This window comes from Amycolatopsis sp. NBC_00438 (genome assembly GCF_036026695.1).
In the GTDB taxonomy this organism is placed as follows: Bacteria; Actinomycetota; Actinomycetes; order Mycobacteriales; family Pseudonocardiaceae; genus Amycolatopsis.
This window is the reverse complement of sequence record NZ_CP107923.1, coordinates 9,586,844-9,609,708: the sequence shown is the minus strand read 5'-3', so window position 1 is coordinate 9,609,708 and position 22,865 is coordinate 9,586,844. Positions and strand designations below refer to the sequence as shown.

Annotated in this window: 19 protein-coding genes; 8 read left to right on the top strand and 11 right to left on the bottom strand. The window is 71.9% G+C overall.

The window, feature by feature from the left end:
* Nucleotides 1–327: 327 nt before the first annotated feature.
* From OG494_RS44395 to mtrA, 3 genes are read right to left on the bottom strand one after another with little or no spacing between them, the layout of a single operon-like run.
* Nucleotides 328–2,040 (bottom strand): LpqB family beta-propeller domain-containing protein, encoded by a 1,713-nt coding sequence (locus OG494_RS44395; RefSeq protein WP_328449221.1) that lies wholly within the window; start codon nt 2,038–2,040, stop codon nt 328–330.
* Nucleotides 2,037–3,761 carry an MtrAB system histidine kinase MtrB gene (gene mtrB / locus OG494_RS44390; RefSeq protein WP_328449220.1) on the bottom strand — a complete coding sequence of 575 codons (1,725 nt, stop codon included), beginning with the start codon at nt 3,759–3,761 and terminating at the stop codon, nt 2,037–2,039. Before mtrB ends, OG494_RS44395 begins: the two co-directional genes overlap by 4 nt.
* 7 nt (nt 3,762–3,768) lie before the next feature.
* Complete coding sequence (gene mtrA, locus OG494_RS44385) at nt 3,769–4,446, bottom strand: MtrAB system response regulator MtrA (RefSeq protein ID WP_005150760.1); 678 nt, start codon at nt 4,444–4,446, stop codon at nt 3,769–3,771.
* 260 nt (nt 4,447–4,706) lie between these two features.
* On the opposite strand from mtrA, the gene OG494_RS44380 reads away from it, so the two are divergent.
* The gene (locus OG494_RS44380) at nt 4,707–5,492 is read left to right on the top strand and encodes an IclR family transcriptional regulator (protein WP_328449219.1); all 786 of its coding nucleotides are present in this window, start codon (nt 4,707–4,709) and stop codon (nt 5,490–5,492) included.
* Here OG494_RS44380 and OG494_RS44375 read toward each other — a convergent pair.
* Nucleotides 5,489–6,448 carry a helix-turn-helix transcriptional regulator gene (locus OG494_RS44375; protein ID WP_328449218.1) on the bottom strand — a complete coding sequence of 320 codons (960 nt, stop codon included), beginning with the start codon at nt 6,446–6,448 and terminating at the stop codon, nt 5,489–5,491. The two genes, OG494_RS44380 and OG494_RS44375, sit on opposite strands and share 4 nt — an antisense overlap.
* Nucleotides 6,449–6,512: 64 nt before the next feature.
* Here OG494_RS44375 and OG494_RS44370 point away from each other — a divergent pair, with 64 nt between their 5' ends.
* The 3 genes from OG494_RS44370 (at nt 6,513) to solA (ending at nt 10,357) form a co-directional block, all read left to right on the top strand.
* Nucleotides 6,513–6,962: a hypothetical protein gene (locus OG494_RS44370; RefSeq protein WP_328449217.1), complete on the top strand. Its 450-nt coding sequence runs from the start codon at nt 6,513–6,515 to the stop codon at nt 6,960–6,962.
* A gap of 87 nt (nt 6,963–7,049) precedes the next feature.
* On the top strand, nt 7,050–9,230 hold the full coding sequence (locus tag OG494_RS44365) for an FAD-dependent oxidoreductase (protein WP_328449215.1): 2,181 nt from the start codon (nt 7,050–7,052) through the stop codon (nt 9,228–9,230).
* Nucleotides 9,227–10,357 carry an N-methyl-L-tryptophan oxidase gene (gene solA / locus OG494_RS44360; protein WP_328449213.1) on the top strand — a complete coding sequence of 377 codons (1,131 nt, stop codon included), beginning with the start codon at nt 9,227–9,229 and terminating at the stop codon, nt 10,355–10,357. The genes OG494_RS44365 and solA overlap by 4 nt, the downstream gene beginning before the upstream one ends.
* 11 nt (nt 10,358–10,368) lie before the next feature.
* On the opposite strand, the gene OG494_RS44355 is transcribed toward solA, so the two are convergent.
* From OG494_RS44355 to OG494_RS44345, 3 genes are all read right to left on the bottom strand, one after another.
* Nucleotides 10,369–11,010, bottom strand: a complete 642-nt coding sequence (locus OG494_RS44355) for a dTMP kinase (protein WP_328449211.1) — start codon at nt 11,008–11,010, stop codon at nt 10,369–10,371.
* Between the two features lie 71 nt (nt 11,011–11,081).
* Nucleotides 11,082–11,849 carry a hypothetical protein gene (locus OG494_RS44350; RefSeq protein ID WP_328449209.1) on the bottom strand — a complete coding sequence of 256 codons (768 nt, stop codon included), beginning with the start codon at nt 11,847–11,849 and terminating at the stop codon, nt 11,082–11,084.
* Nucleotides 11,846–12,418, bottom strand: coding sequence for a papain-like cysteine protease family protein (locus tag OG494_RS44345; protein WP_328449207.1), 573 nt, complete (start codon nt 12,416–12,418; stop codon nt 11,846–11,848). The genes OG494_RS44350 and OG494_RS44345 overlap by 4 nt, the downstream gene beginning before the upstream one ends.
* 248 nt (nt 12,419–12,666) lie before the next feature.
* Between OG494_RS44345 and OG494_RS44340 the strand changes: the two genes are divergently transcribed.
* The 3 genes from OG494_RS44340 (at nt 12,667) to OG494_RS44330 (ending at nt 17,309) form a co-directional block, all read left to right on the top strand.
* On the top strand, nt 12,667–13,665 hold the full coding sequence (locus OG494_RS44340) for a hypothetical protein (RefSeq protein ID WP_328459209.1): 999 nt from the start codon (nt 12,667–12,669) through the stop codon (nt 13,663–13,665).
* Between the two features lie 169 nt (nt 13,666–13,834).
* Nucleotides 13,835–15,694: a hypothetical protein gene (locus OG494_RS44335; protein ID WP_328449205.1), complete on the top strand. Its 1,860-nt coding sequence runs from the start codon at nt 13,835–13,837 to the stop codon at nt 15,692–15,694.
* Nucleotides 15,695–15,722: 28 nt separating this feature from the next.
* Nucleotides 15,723–17,309, top strand: a complete 1,587-nt coding sequence (locus tag OG494_RS44330; RefSeq protein ID WP_328449203.1) for an ABC transporter substrate-binding protein — start codon at nt 15,723–15,725, stop codon at nt 17,307–17,309.
* A gap of 56 nt (nt 17,310–17,365) precedes the next feature.
* Here OG494_RS44330 and OG494_RS44325 read toward each other — a convergent pair whose 3' ends face one another.
* From OG494_RS44325 to ahcY, 3 genes are all read right to left on the bottom strand, one after another.
* Nucleotides 17,366–17,785, bottom strand: coding sequence for a type II toxin-antitoxin system VapC family toxin (locus tag OG494_RS44325; RefSeq protein ID WP_328449201.1), 420 nt, complete (start codon nt 17,783–17,785; stop codon nt 17,366–17,368).
* Nucleotides 17,782–17,976, bottom strand: a complete 195-nt coding sequence (locus OG494_RS44320) for a hypothetical protein (RefSeq protein ID WP_328449199.1) — start codon at nt 17,974–17,976, stop codon at nt 17,782–17,784. Before OG494_RS44320 ends, OG494_RS44325 begins: the two co-directional genes overlap by 4 nt.
* A gap of 111 nt (nt 17,977–18,087) precedes the next feature.
* The gene (ahcY, locus tag OG494_RS44315) at nt 18,088–19,560 is read right to left on the bottom strand and encodes an adenosylhomocysteinase (RefSeq protein WP_328449197.1); all 1,473 of its coding nucleotides are present in this window, start codon (nt 19,558–19,560) and stop codon (nt 18,088–18,090) included.
* Between the two features lie 105 nt (nt 19,561–19,665).
* Between ahcY and OG494_RS44310 the strand changes: the two genes are divergently transcribed.
* Nucleotides 19,666–21,924 carry a hypothetical protein gene (locus OG494_RS44310; RefSeq protein WP_328459208.1) on the top strand — a complete coding sequence of 753 codons (2,259 nt, stop codon included), beginning with the start codon at nt 19,666–19,668 and terminating at the stop codon, nt 21,922–21,924.
* Nucleotides 21,925–21,990: 66 nt separating this feature from the next.
* Here OG494_RS44310 and OG494_RS44305 read toward each other — a convergent pair whose 3' ends face one another.
* Entirely contained in the window at nt 21,991–22,665 is a 675-nt protein-coding gene (locus tag OG494_RS44305; RefSeq protein WP_328449195.1) for an LPXTG cell wall anchor domain-containing protein, read from the bottom strand.
* Nucleotides 22,666–22,865 lie beyond the last annotated feature (200 nt).

Here is a 22,865-nt window from a genome sequence, read left to right as displayed (position 1 = left end):
CAGCGCCTCCGCCAGCGCCGTCCCGAGGGCCGGTGCCAGGTCACGGCGCCCCCGCTCCTTGTACGCGATCAACAACCGCCGTCCGACTCCGGTGTAGCGGGCCAGGGAGAACACCCGGACCAACCCCGCCGTGGGCACGCGGGCCACCTCCCTCACCGCGCCCCAGACGCCCCCGCATCGGGCGCAACAAGGCGCGCCGCGGGCTCCGCAGGCGGCGCAGCGGCTGGGGATCAACAGGTCGAGAAGCGCGTCGAGAAACATACGGAAAGTGTCGCGACCACCACCGACAGTTTCGGCCTCGAAGCCCACAGCCCTCACCCGAAAGTGTCAGCCCGGGTAGAAGGGGTCCGCGTCCTTCGCCGAATGGTTCTGGGGGCGCCAGACCTCGCCGAGCACCGACGCCGTCCAGAGGCCGCTGGCGTCGGCTACCACGATCGGGCGGCTGGGGGCCGCTGTGACGCCGTGGACCGGGGTGGTCAGGTTGGAGCTGTTGAACGCGTCCATCCGCTGGCCGTCCACCGTCACGCGGACCACCGGCTGCGACACGCTGGACGTCACCGCGACCAGGGTGTCCTGGGTCAGCCAGTCCACGTCGACGACGTCCTGGAGGTCGTGGGGCTGCAGGTGCCGGGGCTCGCGCAGGCTGACCGAATCGCCGCCCGAGCCGACCACCGACGCCACCCACAGCTGGCCGCCGACCACGGCGGCGACGCGGGCGCCGTCGCGGGAGAACCGGAGCTCCGAGACGCTGCCCTGCTGGATCAGGTCGGAGGCGTTCACCGTCAACGGGGTCCACTGGCCGTTCGGGGTCAGCACGATGCGGGCCACCGACAGCTGGTCGACCACCGTCCACACCTCGGACGCGCCGGGGCGCCACGTCGGCCGGCTCAGGGTGCTGCCGGCCACGTTGACCTGCGGCAGTTCGCGGCCGAGGTCGCCGATCCGCAGGTGGACCCCGCCGCCGGTACGCTCCACCACCGCGAGGCGCTTGCCGTCGATCGACTGGGCCGCGTTGACGACGTCGTATCCGCCGTTGCCGGCCGGGCCGGCGATCGGGGCGCCGTCGCCGAGGGACCGGACCCGGCCGCCGACCGTCATCAGACCCAGCAGGTCCTGGCTCGGCGAGAGCGCCGCGCCGTACGCGGGGAGGTCGCTCTGGCGCCAGTCCGGGTGGTTCGGCACCAGCGCGGCGCCGTCGGCGAGGATCCGGATCCGCGCCGACGTCACGTACTGCAGCGAAAGCACGATCTGCGCGGCGATCAGGTTCCGGATGTCGTCGCTGACGCCGGTCAGCCCGGTCAGCGGGATCACCAGCGTCCCGTCGTCGAGGCTCTTGACGTTGGTGTCGATCGCCACTGGTTCGCCGAGCAGGTTCTTCACCGCCCCGGCCAGGCTCGTCGACGGGCCGTTGACCAGCATGTCCATCACCCGGCTCGGCAACCCGGCCTGCGGTTTCGCGACGACGTAGCGCCGGTCGGGGACGAACGTGTTGGCGGACTCCGAATAGAAGACGACCGGTACCGCGGTGTAGTTCTCGCTGAAGTCGGACTCGGTCGCGTACAGGTCGGCGGGCGGGTCGACGATCCGCCACTGGCCGGTCGGCTGCTTGCGCACCTTCACGTGGAGCAGCGCCGAGCTGTAGTCCGGGACGAACGCGCTGTTCTGGTCGAGCGTGCCGACGTCGATCCCGCGCACGTTGACGACCTGGGTGTTCGGGTCCGGCTGCGGTTCGGTGTCGTAAACCGTGCCGAAGGTGTCCTGGATGATCGTCAGGCTGCGGCTGGGCCGCCAGGCCGCCCGGCCCTGGTCGTCCAGGTACGCGCGGGCGGCCCCGTTGTTCTGGCCCGGCTTGAGCGTCGCGCCGATGAAGTCGCGGACCAGCGTCAACGGGTCGATGTCGTGCGGCGGATCGGGCGCCTCGACGTTCTGGCCCTGGCCCTGCCGGTCCCCCGAGACCACGACCGGCTGGGACTCGAGCGGCACGTTGGCGCAGCCCGCCAGCAGCACCAAGCACGACAATGCGAGCAGAACGCGTTTCACTGACCGACTTCCTCACGCTCGGCGAAGATCGCCTCCGGCGCCGGCGTCACCTCGATGATCCCGAGCGGCACCTCGCCCGGGATGTGGTCCGGCGGCGGCAGGGCCAGGGGCGGCTCGCCGGCGGGGACGTCCTGGTGGCGCGGGAAGTAGAACCGGAAGCACGAGCCCTGGCCGGGCGCGCCCCACGCGTCGAGCTCGCCGCCGTGCAGGCGCGCGTCCTCCTGGCTGATCGCCAGGCCGAGGCCGGTGCCGCCGGTCCGCCGGTTGCGCGACGGGTCGGCGCGCCAGAACCGGTTGAACACCAGGTCCGCCTCGCCGGACCGCAGGCCGACGCCGTGGTCCCGGACGGTGATGGCGACCGTCGTCTCGTCGGCCGCGACGGTGAGCACCACCGGCCGGCCCTCGCTGTGGTCCACGGCGTTGCCGAGCAGGTTGCGCAGGATCCGCTCGACGCGCCGGGAGTCGACCTCGGCGGGCACTTCCTCGTCGGGCAGCACGAGCTCGACCGAGCTGCCCGCGTTGCCGGCGATCACCCGCACCTGCTCGACCGCGCGGGTGGCGATCGGGCGGACGTCGATGAACTCGGCGGACAGGTCTTCGACGCCGGCGTCGAGCCTGCTGATCTCCAGCAGGTCGCCGAGCAGGGCCTCGAACCGGTCGAGCTCGTCGACCAGCAGCTCGGTGGAGCGCGCGAGCCCGGCCGGGAACTGCTCGCGCGACGCGTGCAGCACGTCGGCGGCCATCCGGACGGTGGTCAGCGGCGTGCGCAGCTCGTGGGAGACGTCGGAGGTGAACCGGCGCTGCAGCCCGCCGAAGTCCTCGAGCTGGCGGATCTGGCGCTGGATGCTGGCGGCCATCCCGTTGTAGGACACGGCGAGCTTCGCCAGGTCGTCCTCGCCGATCACGGCGAGGCGCTGGTCGAGATCGCCGCCGGCGAACTGCTCCGCCGCCGCGGCGGCCGACCGGACCGGCCGCACCACCTGCCGCACCACCAGGTTCGTGATGCCGGCCAGCAGGAGCAGCAGGACGAGGCCGCCGACCAGCAGCGTGTTCTGCACGGTCGAGACGGTGTTCTGCTCGGTCGTCAGCGGGAACAGCAAGTACAGCTGCAGCGGGCTGGCGACGGTCTTGAGCGGCGTGCCGACGATCAGGTAGGTCGTGCGGCCGCCGTTCATGTCGGTGACCGTGTGCTCGAGGTAGCTCGTCTGCTCGGCCTCGACGAACTGCCGCAGCCGCGGCGGCACGTTCTCGAACGGCCCGGCGAACGCGGGCTCGTCGCCGGAGCGGTCGTGGCCGCCGCTGGCGAGCACCGGGATGAACGTGCCCGCCGCCGAGCCCGCCGCGTCCTGGCTGGTCGGCGTGATCGCGATCTTCTTCAGCGCGTTCTCGAGCCGGTTGCTCAGCGCCTCGGACGTCTCGCTGCCGAGGCCGACGAGCTCACCGGCGGCGGTCTCGGCGGCCGCGCGGGTCTGCGCGGTGGCGGCGTCGCGCTTGGTGTCCAGCAGCCGCTCGGTGATCTGGTTCTGCAGGACCATGCCCAGCACGAACACCACGGCCGAGGACAGCGCGAGCGTCGAGACGGTGACGCGGAACTGGAGCGAGTGCTTCCACAGCTCGTTGAACGCCACCGCGCGACGGCGCGCGAAAACGACGACACGCCGCACCAGGCGTGCCGTCGAACGCGCGAACGCGGGAAGCCGTCTACCGGCCTCCCTGGTCATGGAGCCATCACGGCGGGCCGGCCTTGTACCCGACGCCGCGAACGGTCAACACCACCTCGGGGTGTTCCGGGTCCTTCTCGACCTTGGAGCGCAGCCGCTGGACGTGCACGTTCACCAGCCGGGTGTCGGCCGCGTGGCGGTAGCCCCAGACCTGCTCGAGCAACACCTCGCGGGTGAACACCTGACGCGGCTTGCGGGCCAGCGCCACCAGCAGGTCGAACTCCAGCGGGGTCAGCGGGATGGCCTTGCCCTCGCGCGTGACCTCGTGGCCGGGCACGTCGATCGCCAGGTCGCCGATCGTGAGCGACTCCGCCGGTTCGGCCTCGGTGCGGCGCATCCGGGCGCGGACCCGGGCGACCAGCTCCTTCGGCTTGAACGGCTTGACGACGTAGTCGTCGGCGCCGGACTCCAGGCCGAGGACGATGTCGACGGTGTCGCTCTTGGCGGTGAGCATGACGATCGGCACCCCGGACTCGGCGCGGATCGCCTTGCAGACGTCGATCCCGTTCATCCCGGGCAGCATCAGGTCGAGCAGGACGAGGTCGGGCTTCAGCTCACGCAGCGCGGGAAGCGCGCGTGAGCCGTCGGCGACCACCGCCGTGTCGAACCCCTCCCCACGGAGCACGATGGTGAGCATCTCCGCGAGTGCAGGGTCGTCGTCGACCACGAGAACACGTGCCTTCATGACCACATATTCGCACTAGTTCCGACGGCCGGACGCGCGACCCGCGTGTTTGACCACCAGAAAGATCAAGATCCGCACCGGTCCCTGCTCCATCCGGGTGCCCCTGGACGGTCCGTGAAGGCCTCCTTCAGGGACTCTGAGTCCCTCAAGGAGGCCTTCACGGACCTGTGGGGTGGGCTCAGGCGGTCCGCCGGGCCGCCGCGTCAAGAGATTCGCCCACTCAGCCGATAGGCAGTGCGCAAAACGGATAGTGTTGCGCTATGCGGAACCAGGACTCGGGCAACGCAACTCAGAGCCAGGTGCAGTCGGTCGACCGGGCGATCAGCGTGCTGGAGCTGCTCGCGCGCAACGGCGAAACCGGCATCACGGAGATCGCCGGCGAACTGGGTGTGCACAAGTCGACGGCGTCGCGCCTGCTCAGCGTCCTGGAGTCGAGAGGCCTGGTCGAACAGCTCGGTGAACGCGGGAAGTACGCGATCGGCTTCGGCATCGTCCGGCTGGCGGGCGCCGCGACCGGGCGGATGGACCTGGCGAAGCTCGGCCGCGCCAGCTGCCTGACCCTCGCCGAGGAGCTCGGCGAGACCGTGAACATCGCCATCGCCGACGACGGCGTCGCGATCAACATCAGCCAGGCCCGCGGCGCCGCGGCGATCACCACGCAGAACTGGACCGGCCAGCGGACGCCCCTGCACGCGACCTCCAGCGGCAAGATCCTGCTGGCCTACATGGCCGAAGCCGAACGCAAGCGGGTGCTGAAGCGGAAGCTGGAGCAGTACACGCCGCGCACGACCGTCGAGCCGGACGAGCTGATGACCGAGCTGGAACGGATCCTCGAAGACGGCTTCGCGGCCTGCTACGAGGAGTTCGAGCTCGGCATGCACGCCGTGGCGGTGCCGATCCACGGCCCGGGCGGCGACGTCGTCGCCGCGATGAGCGCGTCGGGCCCGTCGTACCGGCTGTCGAAGCAGCGGGTGAAGCAGATCGTGCGGCCGATGACCGAGGCCGCGGACGACCTTTCCGCGCAGCTCGGTTACTTCCGGGACTAGTACAACCGCGCCATCGCCCGGATCGTCTTTCCCATGTGCGCCACCAGTTCCGGGGGTTCGAGGACCTGCGCGTCCGCGCCGAGCCGGAGCAGTCCGGCGGCGGCGTGCGGCACGCTCTCCAGCGGGACGGCCGCGCGCTGCCAGCCCTCGGCGTCCGCGGGTTCGAGGGTGTGCGAGACGAGCCGGGCCGCCTTCGGGCCGAGAATCTCGGGCAGGGCCGCGATTCCCGCCGGGGAAAGGCGGACGACGGCGGTCTCGTCGAGGTCCGCCCGCTCGTACCGCTCGACGTGCTCCCGCCAGAACTCCGCGAGGTCGAAGCCGGCGGGCCGGGTGAACGTCTCGCCGAGCGGCGTCAGGTCCACGATGTTCGTGACGCGGTAGGTCCGCCCGGACGCCACGAGGTACCAGACGCCGGCCTTGAGGACCAGGCCGAGCGGGTGCAGCCGCCGCGTCACGACGCCGGGGCGAGGTGACCAGCGGCGGTAGCGGACCTCGACGACCTGGTCCCGCCACAGGGCTTCCGCGGCGGCGAGCAGCTGCGGCACCGGGTCCGCTTCGCGATACCAGCCGGGCGCGTCGAGGTGGAACCGCTGCCGGATCCGCGTCGACGCGTCCCGGTACGGCGTCGGCAGCGCCGCCGTCAGCTTCAGCTCGGCCGCGGCCACCTGGGCGCCCAGGCCCAGCTCGGCGGCGGGTTGCGGCAAGCCGGTGAGGAACAGCGACTCGGCCTCGTCGGCGGTCAGGCCGGTCAGCCGGGTGCGGTAGCCGTCCATCAGCTGGTAGCCGCCGCGCGGGCCGGGCTCGGCGTAGATCGGCACGCCCGCGGCGGCCAGCGCCTCGACGTCGCGGTACACCGTCCGCGCGGTCACGCCCAGCTCGGCGGCCAGCCGGGACGCGCTCATCCGGCCGCGGTTCTGCAGCAGCAGAAGCAGGGACACCAGCCGGCTCGCACGCACCCGGCGAAGTCTGCCAGCCACCACTGACCGAAGGTGTCAGTGATCGCGGCCCAGGATCGCCGTCATGAACGACTTCGACTTCCTCCACGGCTCCTGGACCGTCGTCAGCCGGCGGCTCAAGACGATCTTCGCCGGCTGCGACGACTGGGACGTCTTCCCCGGCACCACCACCTGCCGGACCCTCTTCGAGGGCGGCGGCAACACCGAAGAGATCCGCTTCCCCGCCCGCGGGTTCCGCGGTTTCACCCTGCGCCTGTTCGACGTCGAGCGGAAGGAGTGGTCGATCTACTGGGCCAACGACCGCACCGGGCTGCTCCAGCCGCCGGTCGTGGGCACCTTCGCCGGCGGCCGGGGCGACTTCTACGGCGACGACGTCCACGAGGGTCAGCCGATCAAGGCGCACTACCTGTGGTCGGGCACCACGGGGCTGTCGCCGCGGTGGGAGCAGGAGTTCTCGGCCGACGGCGGGAAGACCTGGGAATCCAACTGGATCATGGAGTTCACCTGGGCGTGAACCGGCACCTTTTCGGGCGCTTGACAGCAAGTCGCGCATGACGCACGTTGTTGCCGAAGACGCAACTTCGCCCGGAGGGATCCCGCGATGGCACAGCCCCGGGTGGTGGTCATCGGCACCGGTCTCGTCGCCCGCGCGCTCGCCGACGAGCTGACCGAGCGCGGCTGGACCGACGTCACGGTGCTGGGCGGCGGCGCGCGGCCCGACACCCCCGGGCTCGTGTTCCGGACCGGCGCGGACCGCACGCTGACGGAGTTCGCGAAGTACACCGCCGCGAAGTACAGCGGCCTCACGTTCGACGGCCGGTGGTGCTTCAACCCGGTCGGCAGCCTGGAGCTCGCGACCACTCCCGAGCGGCTCGCGGACCTCAAGCGCCGGCACGGCTGGGCGACGTCGTGGGGCGTGCGCGGCTTCCTGCGCACGCCCCGCGCATGCGCCGACCTGCACCCGCTCCTCGACGAAACCCCGGTGCTGGGCGGGTTCCACGTCCCGGGTGACGGCCTGCTGCACGCCGGGAACGCGGCCGAAGCCCAGGCGCGGCGGGCGGCGGCGCGGGGTGCGAAGTTCCTCGACGACGACGTCGTGGCGATCGACCGGTCCGGCGGACGCGTCACCGGCGTCGTCACCGCTTCCGGACGGCTGCGCGCCGACGTCGTCGTGTCGTGCGACGGCGCCGGCGCGCTCGTCGGCCTGGCGGTGCCGCACGTGCCGCGGCCGCACCGGTACGCGCGGACGTCACCGCTGGCGGAACTGGCCGGGCACAACGACGACCACGCGCAGGCGGGCAAACCCGTGCTGCGCCACCACGACCGCGCGCTGTACTTCCGCGAGCACGTCGACCGGCTCGGCGTCGGGGCCCTCACGCTGCGGGACGAGGACTTCGACCCGGCGTGGGACGCGGCCGCCGCCCTGCTGCCCGCGCTCCGCGACGCCAAGCCCGAGATCGTCGGCACGGTGACGCTCCCGGGCACGCCGGACGGGATGCCGCTGCTGGGCGAGCACCCGGACCTCGAAGGCTTCTGGGTGGCCGAGGCCGTCCGGGACGAGCACTCCGCCGGGGTCGCGCGCGAACTGGCGCGCTGGCTCGTCGACGGGCAGCCGACGCTGGCCGTGCACGGTTGCGACCTGGCCCGCTTCGACCGCGTTTCCCTGCGGGGCAAGGGTTTCGCCGAGGTCCACGAGATCGTGCACCCGCTGGATCCCCGGGACGAGCCGGCGCGGACGGGACCCTTTTTCGAGCGGCAGAGCGCACTCGGCGCGTACTTCCTGCCGGCGGACGGCTGGGCGCGGCCGCAGTGGTACCAGGCCAACGCGGACCTGCCCACGGCCCCGGCGCGCGCCGGCTGGGCCGCGCGGCACTGGTCGCCGATCGGGTACGCGGAGGCGCTCGAGGCCCGCGAGCGCGTCGCGATGTTCGACCTGACGCCGGTGCCGCGGCTGGCGGTCACCGGCCCGGGGGCGCTGCCGTTCCTGCAGGCCATGACGACCGGCGACCTGGCGAAGCCGCCCGGCTCGGTCACCCGGACGCTGCTGCTCGGCGAGGACGGCGGGGTGCGCGGCCTGCTGACCGTCGCCCGGCTGGGCGGCGAACGGTTCCACGTCGGCGCCGGCAGCCGGCTGGACTTCGACTGGCTGCGGCGCCACCTGCCGGGCGACGGCACCGTGCAGCTCCACGAGACCACGCCCGGCACGTGCTGCGTCGGCGTTTCGGGTCCGCTGACCCACGACGCCCTGCCCGAACTGTCCACAGTGGAGTCCCCCGCCGAGGAGACCTATGTGGACGACGTCCCCGTAGTCGCGTTGCGACTGTCCACTGTGTCCTGGGAGGTCCACGCCACAGCGGACCTGGGCCGACGGCTGTGGGACGCGCTGCGGGCGCGCGGGATCACCGCCGCCGGGCACCAGGCGTACACCAGCCTGCGGCTGGAAGCCGGAGTGCCCGTCCCGGGCGTCGACGTCACCACCGAGCACGATCCGTACGAAGCCGGGCTCGGCTCGCTCGTCCGGCTGGACAAGGGTTACTTCCTCGGCCGCGACGCCCTCGCCGGCCGCTGCGACGCCGGCACCGGCCGCCGGCTGACCCGGTTGAGCGTCGACGGCGTCGTGCTGGGCCAGGAACCGGTGTACGTCGAGGGTCGCGCGGCCGGGTACGTCACCAGCGCCGCGGACGGGATCGCGTACGCCTGGCTGCCGGCGGAGTACAGCGTGCCGGGGACGCCGGTGGAGATCGAGTACTTCGGCACGCGCGTCCCGGGGAGGGTCGTATGACGCACTACGACGTGATCGTGCTCGGCCTCGGCGGGATGGGCAGCGCCGCCGCGTACCGGCTGGCGCAGCGCGGCCAGCGGGTGCTCGGCCTCGACCAGTTCGCACCGGTGCACAACCGCGGGTCGAGTCACGGCGGTTCGCGGATCACGCGCCAGGCCTACCTCGAAGGCCCCGAGTACGTGCCACTCCTGCTGCGGGCCCACGAACTGTGGGGCGGCCTCGAGCGCGACAGCGGACGCAAACTGTTCACCCGCTGCGGCGGGCTGATGGTCGGCGCGGCGGCTTCGCGGACGATCACCGGCAGCGTCGCCTCGGCGGCGGCGTTCGGCATCCCGCACGAACTGCTCGACGCCCGGGAAATCCGCCGCCGGTTCCCGACGACGTCACCGGCACCGGACGAGGTCGCGCTGTACGAGCCGGGCGCCGGGCTGGTGTCGCCCGAGGGCAGCGTCGCCGCGCACCTGCAGCTCGCCGCGCGGTGCGGCGCCGAACTGCACCACGAGGAGAAGGTGTTCACCTGGAGCACCATGGCCGGCGGCGTGCGCGTCGGGACCTCGCACAACTACTACACGGCCGACCGGCTGGTGCTGTGTCCCGGCGCGTGGGCCGGCGAGCTGCTGCGCGACCTCGGCGTCGGGTTCACCGTGCGGCGGCAGGTGCAGTTCTGGTTCGCGCCGTCGGGCGGGGTCGAGCCGTTCCGCCGGCACCCGGTCTACATCTGGGAAGCCGACGGCTACACGTTCTACGGCTTCCCGGCGCACAACGCGGCGGGTGACGGCGTGAAGGTCGCGTTCCACAGCGGCGGCCGGCCGTGCACGCCCGACGGTCTCGACCGGACGGTGACCGAAGCCGAGGTCCACGAGATCGCCACGGTCGTCAAGTGCCACCTGCCGACGCTGCCCGGCGCGTTCCTCCGCGCGGTGACGTGCATGTACACCGACACCGCCGACGAGAGCTTCGTGCTGGCGCCACACCCCGCCGAGGAACGCGTGCTGCTGGCGTGCGGCTTCTCCGGCCACGGCTTCAAGTTCGCGCCGGTGGTCGGCGAGATCGTCGCGGACCTGGTCGTCGACGGGACGACCACGCATCCGATCGCCCGGTTCGACCCGGCGCGCCTGCTGGCCTGACCTCGAGCCGGTCAGCCCAGGAGCGTGGTGGCAAGGGACTCCAGGTCGACGCCCGCCACGCCGTCCAAGACGTGCCACGGCGCGAGCCAGCCCGCGGCGGCCAGCTCGTCGTAGACGTCCGCGCAGCGCCGCTGCAGACCGTCGTCGGTCTCGAAGGCGTCGCGCTCGCGGTCGGTTTCGGCCGCCGCACGGCGTTCCGCGCGTTCCGCCGCGACCGAGGCGGCGACCCGCAGCAGCAGGTGCGCGTCCGGGTGCGGCAGACCGAAGCGGGCGACCTCCAGTTCCCACACCCACTTCACGACCTCGCCGGCCGCGTCCTGCCGCAAGCGCGCGGCGGCGTACGCGGCGTTGGACGCGACGTACCGGTCGAGCAGGACGACGTCGTGCGTGTCACGCAGGGCGCGGATCTCGTCCGCAGCACCGCTGCGGTCCAGCGCGTAGAGCACGGCCATGCCGTACACCGAGTCGGCGAGGTCGCCGTGCCCGCGGTGCAGCGCCTCCTTGACGAGGTCCGCGTGCACGCTCTCGCCGTACCGCGGAAACGCCAGCTTCGCCACGCTCGCGCCCCGGGCGCGCAACGCGTTCGTCAGCCCCTCGGTCAGCGTGCGCTTGCCCGCGCCGTCGAGCCCTTCGATGACCACCAGTCGCCCCATGGGCGTCACAGTAACGGTGGTGGACCGGCGGGCTCGGTGGAAGGTGATCGACGCCGAGCCCGCCGGTACGACTAGGCGGTCGCCCGCCGCAGGTGCAGCACGTAGTAACCCGCGCCGCTGACCAGCAGGACCCCGGCCAGGATCAGCAGCGGGATCCAGCCGGTGTCGTTGCTGGAGGGCGCCGGGCCGCCGTCGCCGCGGGGCATGACCGAGCCGGTGGCGCCGTAGCCGCCGGCCTCGCCCTTCCGGTCGTAGGCCGAGCCGGGGAGCTTGTCCGCGTACTTCGCCCCGACCGCGCGCTGGTAGTCGGCGATGGTCACCGCGCCGCCGCCGTCGAGCGGGGTGACGCGGCCGTCGCCGACCGCGTACCAGGCGTCGACCTGCGGTTCGTGCAGCAACTGGGCGCCGGCGGGCAGCTTGCGGGCGAACGCCGTCTCGACGTCTCCCGAGGCGATGTTGCCGACCTGCCAGGCGCCGTCGTCCCCGCGGACCGACCAGAGCGTCGCGGTCCGGCCGTCGGAAGCCTGGACGGGCACCGCGAAGTAGGAGAACACGCCCGGGGCCGCGTCCGGCTTGCCGACGACGAAGTCCGCGGCCAGGTCGTAGACGGGGTAGGCGTCCGGCGCGATCCGCACCGAGACCGGCGCGGCCGGCGCGCCGGGCGCCTGGGCGAAGAACCGGACCAGGGTGTCCTGGAGCCCGGGCGCGGCGGCCGCGCTCCGGGCCGCCGCGGCGTCGGCGCTGCTGATGCCGGGCGCCTGGGCCGCGCCTGACACCGGTGCCGTCATCAGCAGCGCCGCGCCGGTCAGCACGGCGAGCACCAGCACTCGCCTGCTCATCGGGTGATCCCCGTGAGCGTGTGCGTCCAGGAGAAGGACGAGTTCTGCGTGTAGTACCCGTAGGTCGACCAGTTGTAGCGCCGGGCCGGCCCCGGGTCACCCCAGTACACCCAGTCGCCGCTGGTGTCGTAGCCGTAGAGGACGTGCGTGTGACCGCCGCCCGAGCGGTAGCCGACCCGGGTCTCGACCGGCCGGTTCGCGGCGGTCTGCGTCCGGATCGAGGCGTAGGGGATACGGCTGTCGACGTAGCGGCCGGGCGAGGTGAACCCGAGGCGGGCGAAGGCGCGCTGCGGATCGGCGAGGGTGCCCGGCAGGTTCGCGCAGTCGGTCCCCGCCGTGTCGTGGGCCAGCTGGCAGAAGCGCGTCTGGCTGACGGTGACGCCGTGGTAGGCCGCGATGGTGTTGCCCGACGCCGCCCAGCACCACTGGTTCCGCTGCTGCGCCTGCATCGAGATCGGGTTCCGGACGTTCGACGGCGCTCCGGACGCGGCGGCGGTGGCCGGCACGGCCAGGCACAGCATCAGGCTCACCGCCAGTGCGGCGTGGACTCTGCTCGACTTCACCAGCACGGACGGCCCTCCTGCTCGAACGTGGGCGAACCAGCGGTGGTCACCACGGTGAACAACGCCGTCACCCGGAGCAAGAACGCCATCTGGAGGAACGGACCGTTCCGGGGGGCAGCCGGAACGCGGAACAGTCACCATCACGTGGCCAACCACCCTGAACGGGGGTCGGCACGTCTACTTTACGCTGCTAACGTGAACGTTCCGCGGTGTTCACGCCCAGCGCACACACTGGTCGGGTGAAGGGACGAGCGGTGGTACAAGACGGGAACCTCCCACTGATCATCGATGGCGCCCGGGCGACCCGGGCATCGGTCGCCGAACTGCCGAAAGAGCTGACCGAAGCGCTCCGGACCGGCGAATTCCACCATGCCCTGAGACTCGCGATCGCCTACCGCGGCCTCTCCCTCGCCCGGCTCCGCGCGCACCTCGCGCTGCGCGGGGTCCAAATCGGACAGTCGACGCTGAGTTACTGGCAGCGCGGGCTGCGCCAGCCCGAGGTGCCCAAGGCGCTGCCGGCGGTCCGGGCCCTGGAATCGGTCCTCCAGCTGCCCGCGGACGCCCTCGTGGTGCTGATCGGCCCGCGACTGGTCCGCCGCGGCCACCAGCCGGCGGCGTCGTTCCACGACCTGCGTTCCGGTGACATGGGGTCGATCGTCGAGGACCTGCTCGCCGAGCTCGGCGCGTACCCGTCGTCGAACCACTACAACGCCGACCTCGAGCTGCTGTCGGTCCACGACACGATCACGTTCGACGCCGAGCACCGCCAGGTCAGTCTCCGGACCCGGCTGGTGACCCGCGCCCGCCGGCACGGCCCGGACCGCTACCTGACGGTCTACAACGGCGATCCGGGCTGCCGGATCGACGACGTCGAGCTGATCACGGACGAGGGCTGCCGCGTCGGCCGCATGCGCCGCAACCCGGACGCGGACACGATGGCGACCGAGCTGCTGTTCGACCGCAAGCTCGCCGAGGGCGACATCCACGTGTTCTGCTTCGAGGTCCGCGACGACTCGGGTTCGGCGTCGCCGGGCTACTACCGGATGCTGCGCGACCGCTGCGCGAGCTACCTGGTCCAGCTGCGCTTCGACCGCAACGCCCTCCCGGCCCGCTGCACCCGCCAGGTCCGCGCCCGCGACGACGCCCTGCCGGTGGTGGCGGAGGAGCTGGCGTGCGACATGGGCGGCGTCAGCAGCGCGTTCTTCAACGACGCGGGTCCGGGGTTGGCCGGAGTCGCGGTGGAGTGGAACTGATTGGCGCAACGGCCCGCCGAATTGAACGGAATTTGATTACCCCGCGAGTGCACGATTCACTCGAATGGGTGAAGAGTGTGTTTGAGCACAACTACTCCGGGACGGGTCCCGGGACCGGCGTTTAAAGTATTGCCTTCCAGTCGGGGGAGACTGGACGGCAAGGAGAAAAGTGCCAGAAAACCTCTCCATCACTCTCGGCGCACTGGTGGAAGCACAGGTCACCGACGCCGGAGGACCACCGTCGCCGGTTCTGGTCCTCGAAGGAACCGGCGGCTCCGGCCGTTCCACGGCGTTGCGGAAAACGCTGGAGGAATACCGGGAAAAGACGCCGACAGCACTGGTTCAACCGCACGACAACGGCGAACCCGCGGATTCCGCTGTGCGCGGCGTCCTCACGGCCGTAATGCTCGGTCTCACCCCGGGAATCCGCGGTTACGACGTCAAGTTCCCGCGCACGGTGATCGCGCAGATCGTCCTCAGCGAAGACTTCTCCGGGCTGACCGCGGCCGCGGCGCTGAGCCGGCTGAAGGTGGTGCTGGCCGCCTACAGCGAGCCCGCCGCGGTGACCAAGTTCGTCGTCGGCCTGGTGGCCGCCGGTGGAGAACTGGCCGCGAACCAGGCCGCCCCACCCGTCGCCGCGGTCACCTCCGCGATCGCGAAGCAGGTGGCCGCGGGCGTCCTGGCGGCCCTGCGCAAGCGGGCCTGGCAACGGCAGATCGACTGGGACGGCCTCGTGGCCTGGTTCGGCCACCAGGACAAGGGCTTCCGCTACAACGCCGCCCAGATCCTGATCGACCTCAGCAACCGGGCCCGCAGTGACCGTGCCGACCTGCGCGAAGGAGTGACCGACCTGCTGGTCGCCGCCCTGCTCGCGGACCTGCGGCACAGCTGGGAGTCGGCCCGTGGCACCGCACCGAACGTGCTCGTGCTCATCGACGACGCCGACCTGCCCGGCCCGTCGGCCTTCATCGGCTCGCTGATCCGCGTCCGGGCCGGGCTGGCCGCCACGCGCGCCGGCCTGCCGGACCCGGTGAACGTGGCCGTCGCCTCCGCCGGCGCGCTGGCCGACGTGCTCACCGCGGACACCGGCTGGACAGGTGGGGCCGACCCGGCCCGGCCGTGGGTACGGGTGCCGGCGGCCGACCTCGGCCAGGAGGAGGTCTGCCTGCTGGCCCAGAGCTTCGACTGGGGTGGCGGACGCCGGTACGGCTTGATCACCCACCACCTCACCCACGGCCACCCGGAGGGGACGGGCATCGTCCTGCGCGCGCTCGTCGCCGGGCCCGAGCTGGCCGACGACCTCGACGGCCTGCTGCGCCGCCGCGGACCGGGCGACGTCCCGATCGACCACCGGCTGCTCGAACCGTTCGCCCGCGGCCTGAGCGCGCGCAAGGACGTCGACGAGCCCCAGTTCGAGGCGCTCGTGACCCTGTCGGGTGCCCGTGATCGGCGCGAAGCCGACGGGCTGCTCCCGCTGCTGCCGCACCCGATCGGCATCGGCTCCCCCGTGTTCACGTCACCGACGTTGTGGTCGCCTCCGGGAGCGGACGGCGGCCGCCTGCACCCGCTGGCCCGGTACGCCGGCCTGCGGCTCCTCGCCGCCCGCGACGACCCGGCGACCGGCTGGACGGCGGTGTTCCGGAAGCTGCGGGACCGTGCCGGGCCCGACGACCCGGCCGGCCGGCTGCACCACGAAAGGCTGCTGAGCGGCAAGGAGGTCGTGGCCAAGGAGCTGGCCGGCCTCCTGCGGGAGCTGCGGGCCGCGGACTGGCTGACCCTGCTCGACGAGGTCACCGCCACCCCGGACCCCCGGGAACGGGACTTCGCGGCCGTCTGCGGTCCGAAGCAGCCCGCGACTCCGGTGGACCACATCGTCGTGCTGCTCGGCGTGTTCCCCGCACTCCACGACCCGTGCCTCACCTCCGCGTGGAATCGCAAGACCCTGCAGACCCTCGCCTCGCACAGCCTCACCCACCTGGCCGGGTACGGCGACGAGCGGCCGCCGTTCCTCATGTGGCCCCGGCGCTGACCGCCCCACCTCCCGGAAGGACCCCACCTTGCCCTCGCGCTACCGCTGGGTGGTCGTGCCCCGTGCCGACCGCTTCCCGAAACTGTGGATCGACTGGCTCCGGCTCGGGCTCGTGGTCCTGCTGGCCGTCACCGCCACCGGCGTCGTCGTCTTCCGGCAGGACCTCGGCCGGCTGGCCACCTGCAACGACGGCTGGCCAGGTACCGCCGCCTGGTCCGCCGCCGGCGAGTGCGTCGGGTTGTCCGACGGCTCGTACGCCTTCGGCCTCGACCGGTTCGCCCCCGTGCTGCAGACGATCGCCCACCAGAACGACGCGGCCGCCGACAGCTGCGACCCGGACGGCACGCCGGTGACCGTCGGCGTGCTGGTGACCATGACCGACCGCTACACGGGCGGCCGCGCGGTGCACGAGCTCGAAGGCATGGCGGCGGGTCAGCGCCACGCCAACGGCACCGGCTGCGTGCACCCGATGCGGCTGGTGGTCGCGAACATCGGCGCGTACGGCCCGGACAGCGAAGGACTCGACGTCGCGCAGGCGCTAGCCGACCGGCCGGACGTCGTCGCGGTCGTCGGGATGGGCCTGAGCCAGGAACAGGCGGCCCGGACCGCGGACCTGTTCGCCGGCGCGAAGATCCCGATGGTGTCCGACGTGATCACCGCGGAGGGCTTCGACCAGACCGGCTCGCGCGAGGACCAGCCGCAGTTCGACTCGTGCGACCCGGACATCACCTACCAGCACGGGATCGGGCGGGACTACTTCTACCGCGTCGCTTACCGCAACCGGGTGCAGATCGACCGGCTCGCCGCCGTCGTGACCGCGCGGCCGGACTTCATCATGGTGCCCACCGGCGGTTCCGACCCGTACACCTGCACCGCGCTGCCGATGGTGCAGCGCCGGTTCGGCGGCGACGTCACCGAGGTGAAGTTCGACGCCGACGAGTCCACCACGGTGCTGCAGACGGCGAGGCGGATCTGCGGCACGGCCAAGGACGTCACCGTCGTGTACATCGCCCGCGGCAGTGACCTGGCCCGGCTCTTGTTCAGCCTCGACGAGGCGTTCGGCAGCGGCCAGTGCGCGGCGACGTCGGTGGCCGTGGTGAGCACCTCGGACGGCCAGCGGCTCCGCGCGGTCGAGGACAACCCGATGCTGGAGGACCTGCGGGTCCGCGCCCTGCGGTCGGCGAGCTTCGCCACCGGCAAGGTGCGCCTGCTCACGACGCTCGTCTCGGGCGCCGACAAGAAGCGCCCGGACAACCCCGGGTTCGCCGATCTGGAGGAGTCGTTCACCGGCGCCGGGTTCGACCTGGCGGACATCGACGACGGCTGGGCGGTCAACGCCTACGACTCGACGGTCTCGGTGTCCGAAGCCCTGCGCACCCTCCCGGCCGCGAAACCGGTCCAGCGCAGCCAGGTGAACACGGCGATCAGCGGCTTCTCCGCGGCGGGCCAAGCGGTCCGCGGCGCGGGCGGCATGATCACGTTCGACAACAGCGGCAACCGGGCCGACGCCGGCCCGCCCGTGGTCCGGGTCTGCCCCCTGCAACCGGCGACCGGATCCCGCCCGGCCCGCACCACAAGCGTGCCGGCGGGCCCGGGAGACCCGGCGACCTGCTGACCGGAGACGCGCCGCCGTTTCCCGCCGGCGGGACACGAGCTACGCGGGTCCGCCGCTCACCGCACCTCGAACCCGTTGGCCTTGGCTGCCTCCGCTTGGCGGTCGTCCCTGGTCACGAAGGTCACCGGCGAGCCGCCCGTCAGCTCCGCCGTGCCGTGCATCGCGACCGCGATGTGGATCGCGGCGAGAGTGGACACCGGGCTCCCGATCACCGTCCGCCGAGCCGCGGCGAAGACACGCGGATTCAGCGGGACGACTCCCAGCACCGTCCGCGAATCCTCGTCGAACTGACGGAGGAGACTTGTCATGCCGGGCTTGGCCGCGGTGATCGCGCCGGCCAGTTCCAGCCGGGTGAGTTCGCTGGTCAGGACGAAGTGCCCGCCATCGATGAGCAGTTCTCGCAGCTCGGCGTGGCCGGGCTCGTCGGCGAGATAGGCCGCGAACAAGGCGGTCGGGTCAGCGTAGAAGATCGTCACCGGTCACCCCTCGTCCAGCGGATCGGACCCCAGCCACGCGAGAGTTCCTCCAGCTTGTCGTGTCCAGGCGCGTCGTTCTCGGGCACAAAAGTGATCAGCTTGCCTTCGACGACCAGGCGTTTCCGCCGTTCGAGCGGGCTCTCGACCTGCGCCACCACCACTCGCAAGGCCTCGGTGACCAGGTCGTTCATGCTGCGCCCCTCGGCCTCGGCTCTCGCCTTCAGCTATCACTGTTCAGACCATGCAACAGAAAGGCCGCCCCGGACACGTCCGGGGCGGCCTGACCTGCAAGAACGAAAAACTCAGTACCGGTAGTGGTCCGCCTTGAACGGGCCTTCGACGTCGACGTCGATGTACTCGGCCTGCTCCTTGGTGAGCTTGGTCAGCTCACCGCCCAGCGCGTCGAGGTGGATCTTCGCGACCTTCTCGTCGAGCTTCTTGGGGAGGCGGAAGACCTCCTTGTCGTACTCCTCGTGCTTGGTGAACAGCTCGACCTGCGCGATCACCTGGTTGGAGAAGCTGTTCGACATCACGAACGACGGGTGGCCGGTCGCGTTGCCCAGGTTGAGCAGACGGCCCTCCGACAGCACGATGATCGTGTTGCCGTTCGGGAAGATCCACTCGTCGACCTGCGGCTTGATGGTGATGCGCCGGATGCCCGGGTAGCGCTGCAGGCCGGCCATGTCGAGCTCGTTGTCGAAGTGGCCGATGTTGCCCAGGATCGCCTGGTGCTTCATCTTCGCCATGTCCTCGACCAGCACGACGTCCTTGTTGCCGGTCGTCGTGATCACGATGTCGGCGGTGGGCAGCGCGTTCTTCAGCGTCTGGACCTGGTAGCCGTCCATCGCCGCCTGCAGTGCGCAGATCGGGTCGATCTCGGTGACGATCACGCGGGCACCCTGGCCGCGCAGCGACTCCGCCGCGCCCTTGCCGACGTCGCCGTAACCGCAGACGACCGCGACCTTGCCGCCGATGAGGACGTCGGTGCCGCGGTTGATGCCGTCGATCAGCGAGTGGCGGATGCCGTAGCGGTTGTCGAACTTCGACTTCGTCACGGCGTCGTTGACGTTGATCGCCGGGAACAGCAGCTCACCGGCCGCGGCCAGCTGGTACAGCCGCAGCACGCCGGTGGTGGTCTCCTCGGTGACGCCGCGGATGCCCTCGCCGATCTTCGTCCACTTGCCGGTGTCCGAGGCGACCGACGCCTTCAGCAGCTCGAGGAACACGCGGAACTCGTCCGAGGTGTTCTCGTCCGGGGCCGGCACGACACCCGACTTCTCGAACTCGGTGCCCTTGTGGACCAGCATGGTGGCGTCGCCACCGTCGTCGAGGATCATGTTGGGACCCTCGCCGTCCCAGGTGAGCATCCGCTCGGTGCACCACCAGTACTCCTCGAGCGACTCGCCCTTCCAGGCGAAGACCGGGACGCCCTTGGGCTCCTCGGCCGTGCCGTTCGGGCCGATGACGACCGCGGCGGCCGCGTGGTCCTGCGTCGAGAAGATGTTGCAGGACGCCCAGCGCACCTCGGCACCGAGCGACACCAGCGTCTCGATGAGGACGGCGGTCTGGACCGTCATGTGCAGGGAACCGGAGACCCGCGCCCCGCGCAGGGGGTAGACCTCCGCGTATTCGCGCCGCAGCGCCATCAGTCCCGGCATCTCGTGCTCGGCGAGGCGGATCTCCTTGCGGCCGAACTCGGCGGCCTCGAGGTCGGCGACGGCGAACTCGATGCCGTTGCGGGTCTCGTGCCGCTTGGCAACGCTTTCGGGGGTCATAGTGGCGATTCCTCCAAGGCTCGATGACTTCCGAACACTACCGTTGTCCGCTCGACCTTCCCTAGAAAGCGATCCGCAGCAGTTCAGGAGGCCCTCACCGTGCCCATGCCCGGCCCGGACACCCGCGTCGTCGAAATCCGCGTCGCCGGGCTCGTGGGCACCAGCGGCGAGACCCTGCTCGACGCGGTCGCGACCGTCGACGTCGCCGGCGACGGGCTGGGCCGCGTGATCCGCCCGGCGGACCGGCTGCGGCGGCCGGCACCGGGACCGGTCCTCCCGGCGCTGGGCCGGTCGATCCCGCGGACCCTCGAAGGCTACCTCTGGCACGGGATGACGTCCGGGGGCGCCGCGAAGGCCACGTGGGCCCTGCTCTTCCCGTTCTCCCTGGCCAACGTCGCGTTCTGGATGCTGCCGGCGGTCCCGCCCGGCCGCCGCCTCCCCCGCGTCCTCGGCGCGGTGTGCCGCGGCCTGCTGCGCGTCGCGGCCCTGCTGCTGACCATGCTGCTGATGGGCCAGCTCGCGGCGATCGCGCTCGACCTGTTCGGCGCGCAGTGCCTCGCGCCCGGCTCGGGCTGCCTGCCCGTCGTCCCGGACGGCTTGCGCACGGTCCCGGCGCGGATCACGGTCGGTCTGCTGCCGCTGCTCGTGGTCATCTTCGTGCTGCACCGGATCTCCTCGGCGAACTGGGCGGTGCACGCCGAGAGCGACCGCGTCGAAGGCCCGCTGCGGATGCGCACCGGCTCCGGGACGCCGGCGCTGCGCGGCCTGCACACCGTCGCCGCGCTCGCGTCGGTCGCGCTGCTGCTGCTCGGCGGCCCGTTCCGGGTGCCCGGCGACGTCTTCGACCTGGTCGTCTGGATCAGCACGCTGGCGCTGGTGCTCGCCGCCGTCGTCGCCGCGGCGATCGGCGTCGACACCGGGCGGATCGCCCGCCGCGGCCTGATCGCGTTCGCGACGCTGCTGGTCGTCGTGGCCGCGGTGCGGCTGCGGCCCGGCACCGGCCGGCTGCCGGGGACCAACGGCGTCGTCGAGGGCCTCGGCGCGTCTCTGGTCGCGGTCACCGTGCTGTTCGCGCTGTTCCTGGCCCCGGCCGCGGTGCTGGCCCGGCCCACCTGGAAGCACAAGCCGCGCCGGCTGCGGCCGTGGGCGGGCGGCTGGGCGGCCGCGCCCGTGCTCGCGCTCGCCGGCCTCCTCGGCGGCGGGTTCGGCGCCGGGCTCGCCGAAGCCGTCCGACGCCTGTCCGGGGCCGATCTCCTGCAGGTGCCCGACACGTACCTGCTGGTCACGGTCCTGTGGGGCGCCGGGCTGGCGCTCGCCGCGGTGCTGTCCCTGCTGGGCTTCGCGGTCGCCGTCCCGGTGCGCCGGCTGCGGCGGGGCGTCCCGGCGATCGTCGGGCTGATGGAGCACGACGACCAGCAGGAGGTCCAGGCCGCGGCGGCGTGGGCGCGCTCGGCGTGGGAACGGCGGCACCTGCACCACCTGGCCCTCACCGTGGCGTCGGCGATGTCGGCGGGCGGCGCGGCGCTGCTCGTGCTGCGGTTCGGGTTCGGCCAGGTCCCCCGCTGGTTCGGGCCGCTGTCCGCGATCGGCGTCTTCGCGCTCGGCGCGCTGGCCGCGGGGCTGCTGCGCGTCGTCTACACCGCGGCGCGCACACCGCAGCGCAGCCGGCACCTCGGCGCGCTCGCCGACCTCGTCTGCTTCTGGCCGCGGGCGGCGCACCCGACCGTGCCGCCGTGCTACGCGCTGAAGGTCGTGCCCGAACTCGCCGCGCGCGTGCGCGAGCACCTCAAGGAGCCGGGGACGCGGGTGGTGCTGTCCGGCTACAACCTCGGCAGCCTGCTCACGGTCATGGCCGCCGCGCGGCTCGCCGCCGAACTGCCGGAGACGGACCTCGAGCGCGTCGGCGTGCTGACCGCCGGGTCACCTCTGCAGTGGGGCTACCAGCGGGCCTTCCCCGCGCTGCTGCCGCAGGAGTCGCTGGAGCGGCTCTTCGAAAGCCTCGACGGCCGGTGGCGGGCGCTGTGCCGCGGCACGGACATCTTCGGCGGCGGCGTGACGACGTGGCGGCACGAGGTCTCCGACCGGCAGCTCTACGGCGTCGGGTTCCTGGCCGAGGGTGGCTGCGGCCCGCTGAAGGCGAAGGCCGACGAGAACGGCGTCCTCATCCTGGGCGGCGACCACTGGCTGCCGGACCCGCTGCGCGGCCCGACCGGCCGGCACCGCTGGGCGCCGGGGGTGCTCAAGCACCAGGACTACGTCGTCGACGCGGAGTGGGACCACGCCGTCGCGATGGCGGCCGGGCTGGGCAAGCCGACCACCGGTGAGCAGGGCCTGCTCTTCCCGGACTTCCCCGGAAAGCCGTGAAGGGCACCTTCAGGGACTCTATGTCCCTGAAGGTGCCCTTCACGGCACGCTTCGGCTAGCTCAGCTTCACTCGGAAGCCTTGCGGCGGAACTTCAGCAGCGCGAGCAGGCCGCCACCGCCGAGGATCAGCAGCGCGGCGATCCACACGAGCCACATGTTGTCGAAACCGGTGTTGGCCAGGCCGCCACCGGTGCCGGACTCGTTGCCCGCGGGGACGACGGCCGGAGCGGTCGAGCTGGTCGGCGAGACCGAGGTGTCCGAGGTCGCCGGGGCGCTCGGCTTCGTGGACTCGGTCGGCTTGGTGGGCCGGGTCGGGGCCGTGGTGGTCTCGGTCGGCTTGGTGGAGGTCTTGGTGCCGCAGAGGTACCACTTGTCGATGCCGGCCTGGTGGCCGTTGCGGCTGAACGGCGCGCGCAGGTCGGTCCACGGCGCGTTCTTGTCCAGGCCACGGGCGCCCGGGGTGTAGTCGTTGAAGCCGTCGTCGCCGCCGATGACGACGATGCGCTTCACGGTGACGCCTTCGTTGACCTTGGTGATGGCCAGGCGGTTGTTGGTGATCTTGGCGACGACGTCGCCCTGGCCGAGGTCGGTGCCCTCGGCGCACGGGGTCGCCTTGCCGGGCGTCGGGTGCGGGCGGTTGTCGTCACTGTGGCAGGCCAGCGCGGAACCGGCGGTGCCGATGAGGGCGGCGGCGGTGAGCGCGATGATCGCGGCCGAGCCGCGGAGGGTACGACTACGCATTCATAACTCCTGTGCCAGGCGGGGAGACACTGTCGAAAGTTGTGATCGCGATACCACTGAGCGTGAAATCACACTGCTGTAATTCACCCGCCAGTGGCACACGAAGGATCGAAAGGTATCGCACGTCACTCGTCTCGCTACACGGGGTCCCCTTTTAGGCACGATGGGCAAGATCGTCTCGCCTCACCCGTTCTGCCCCG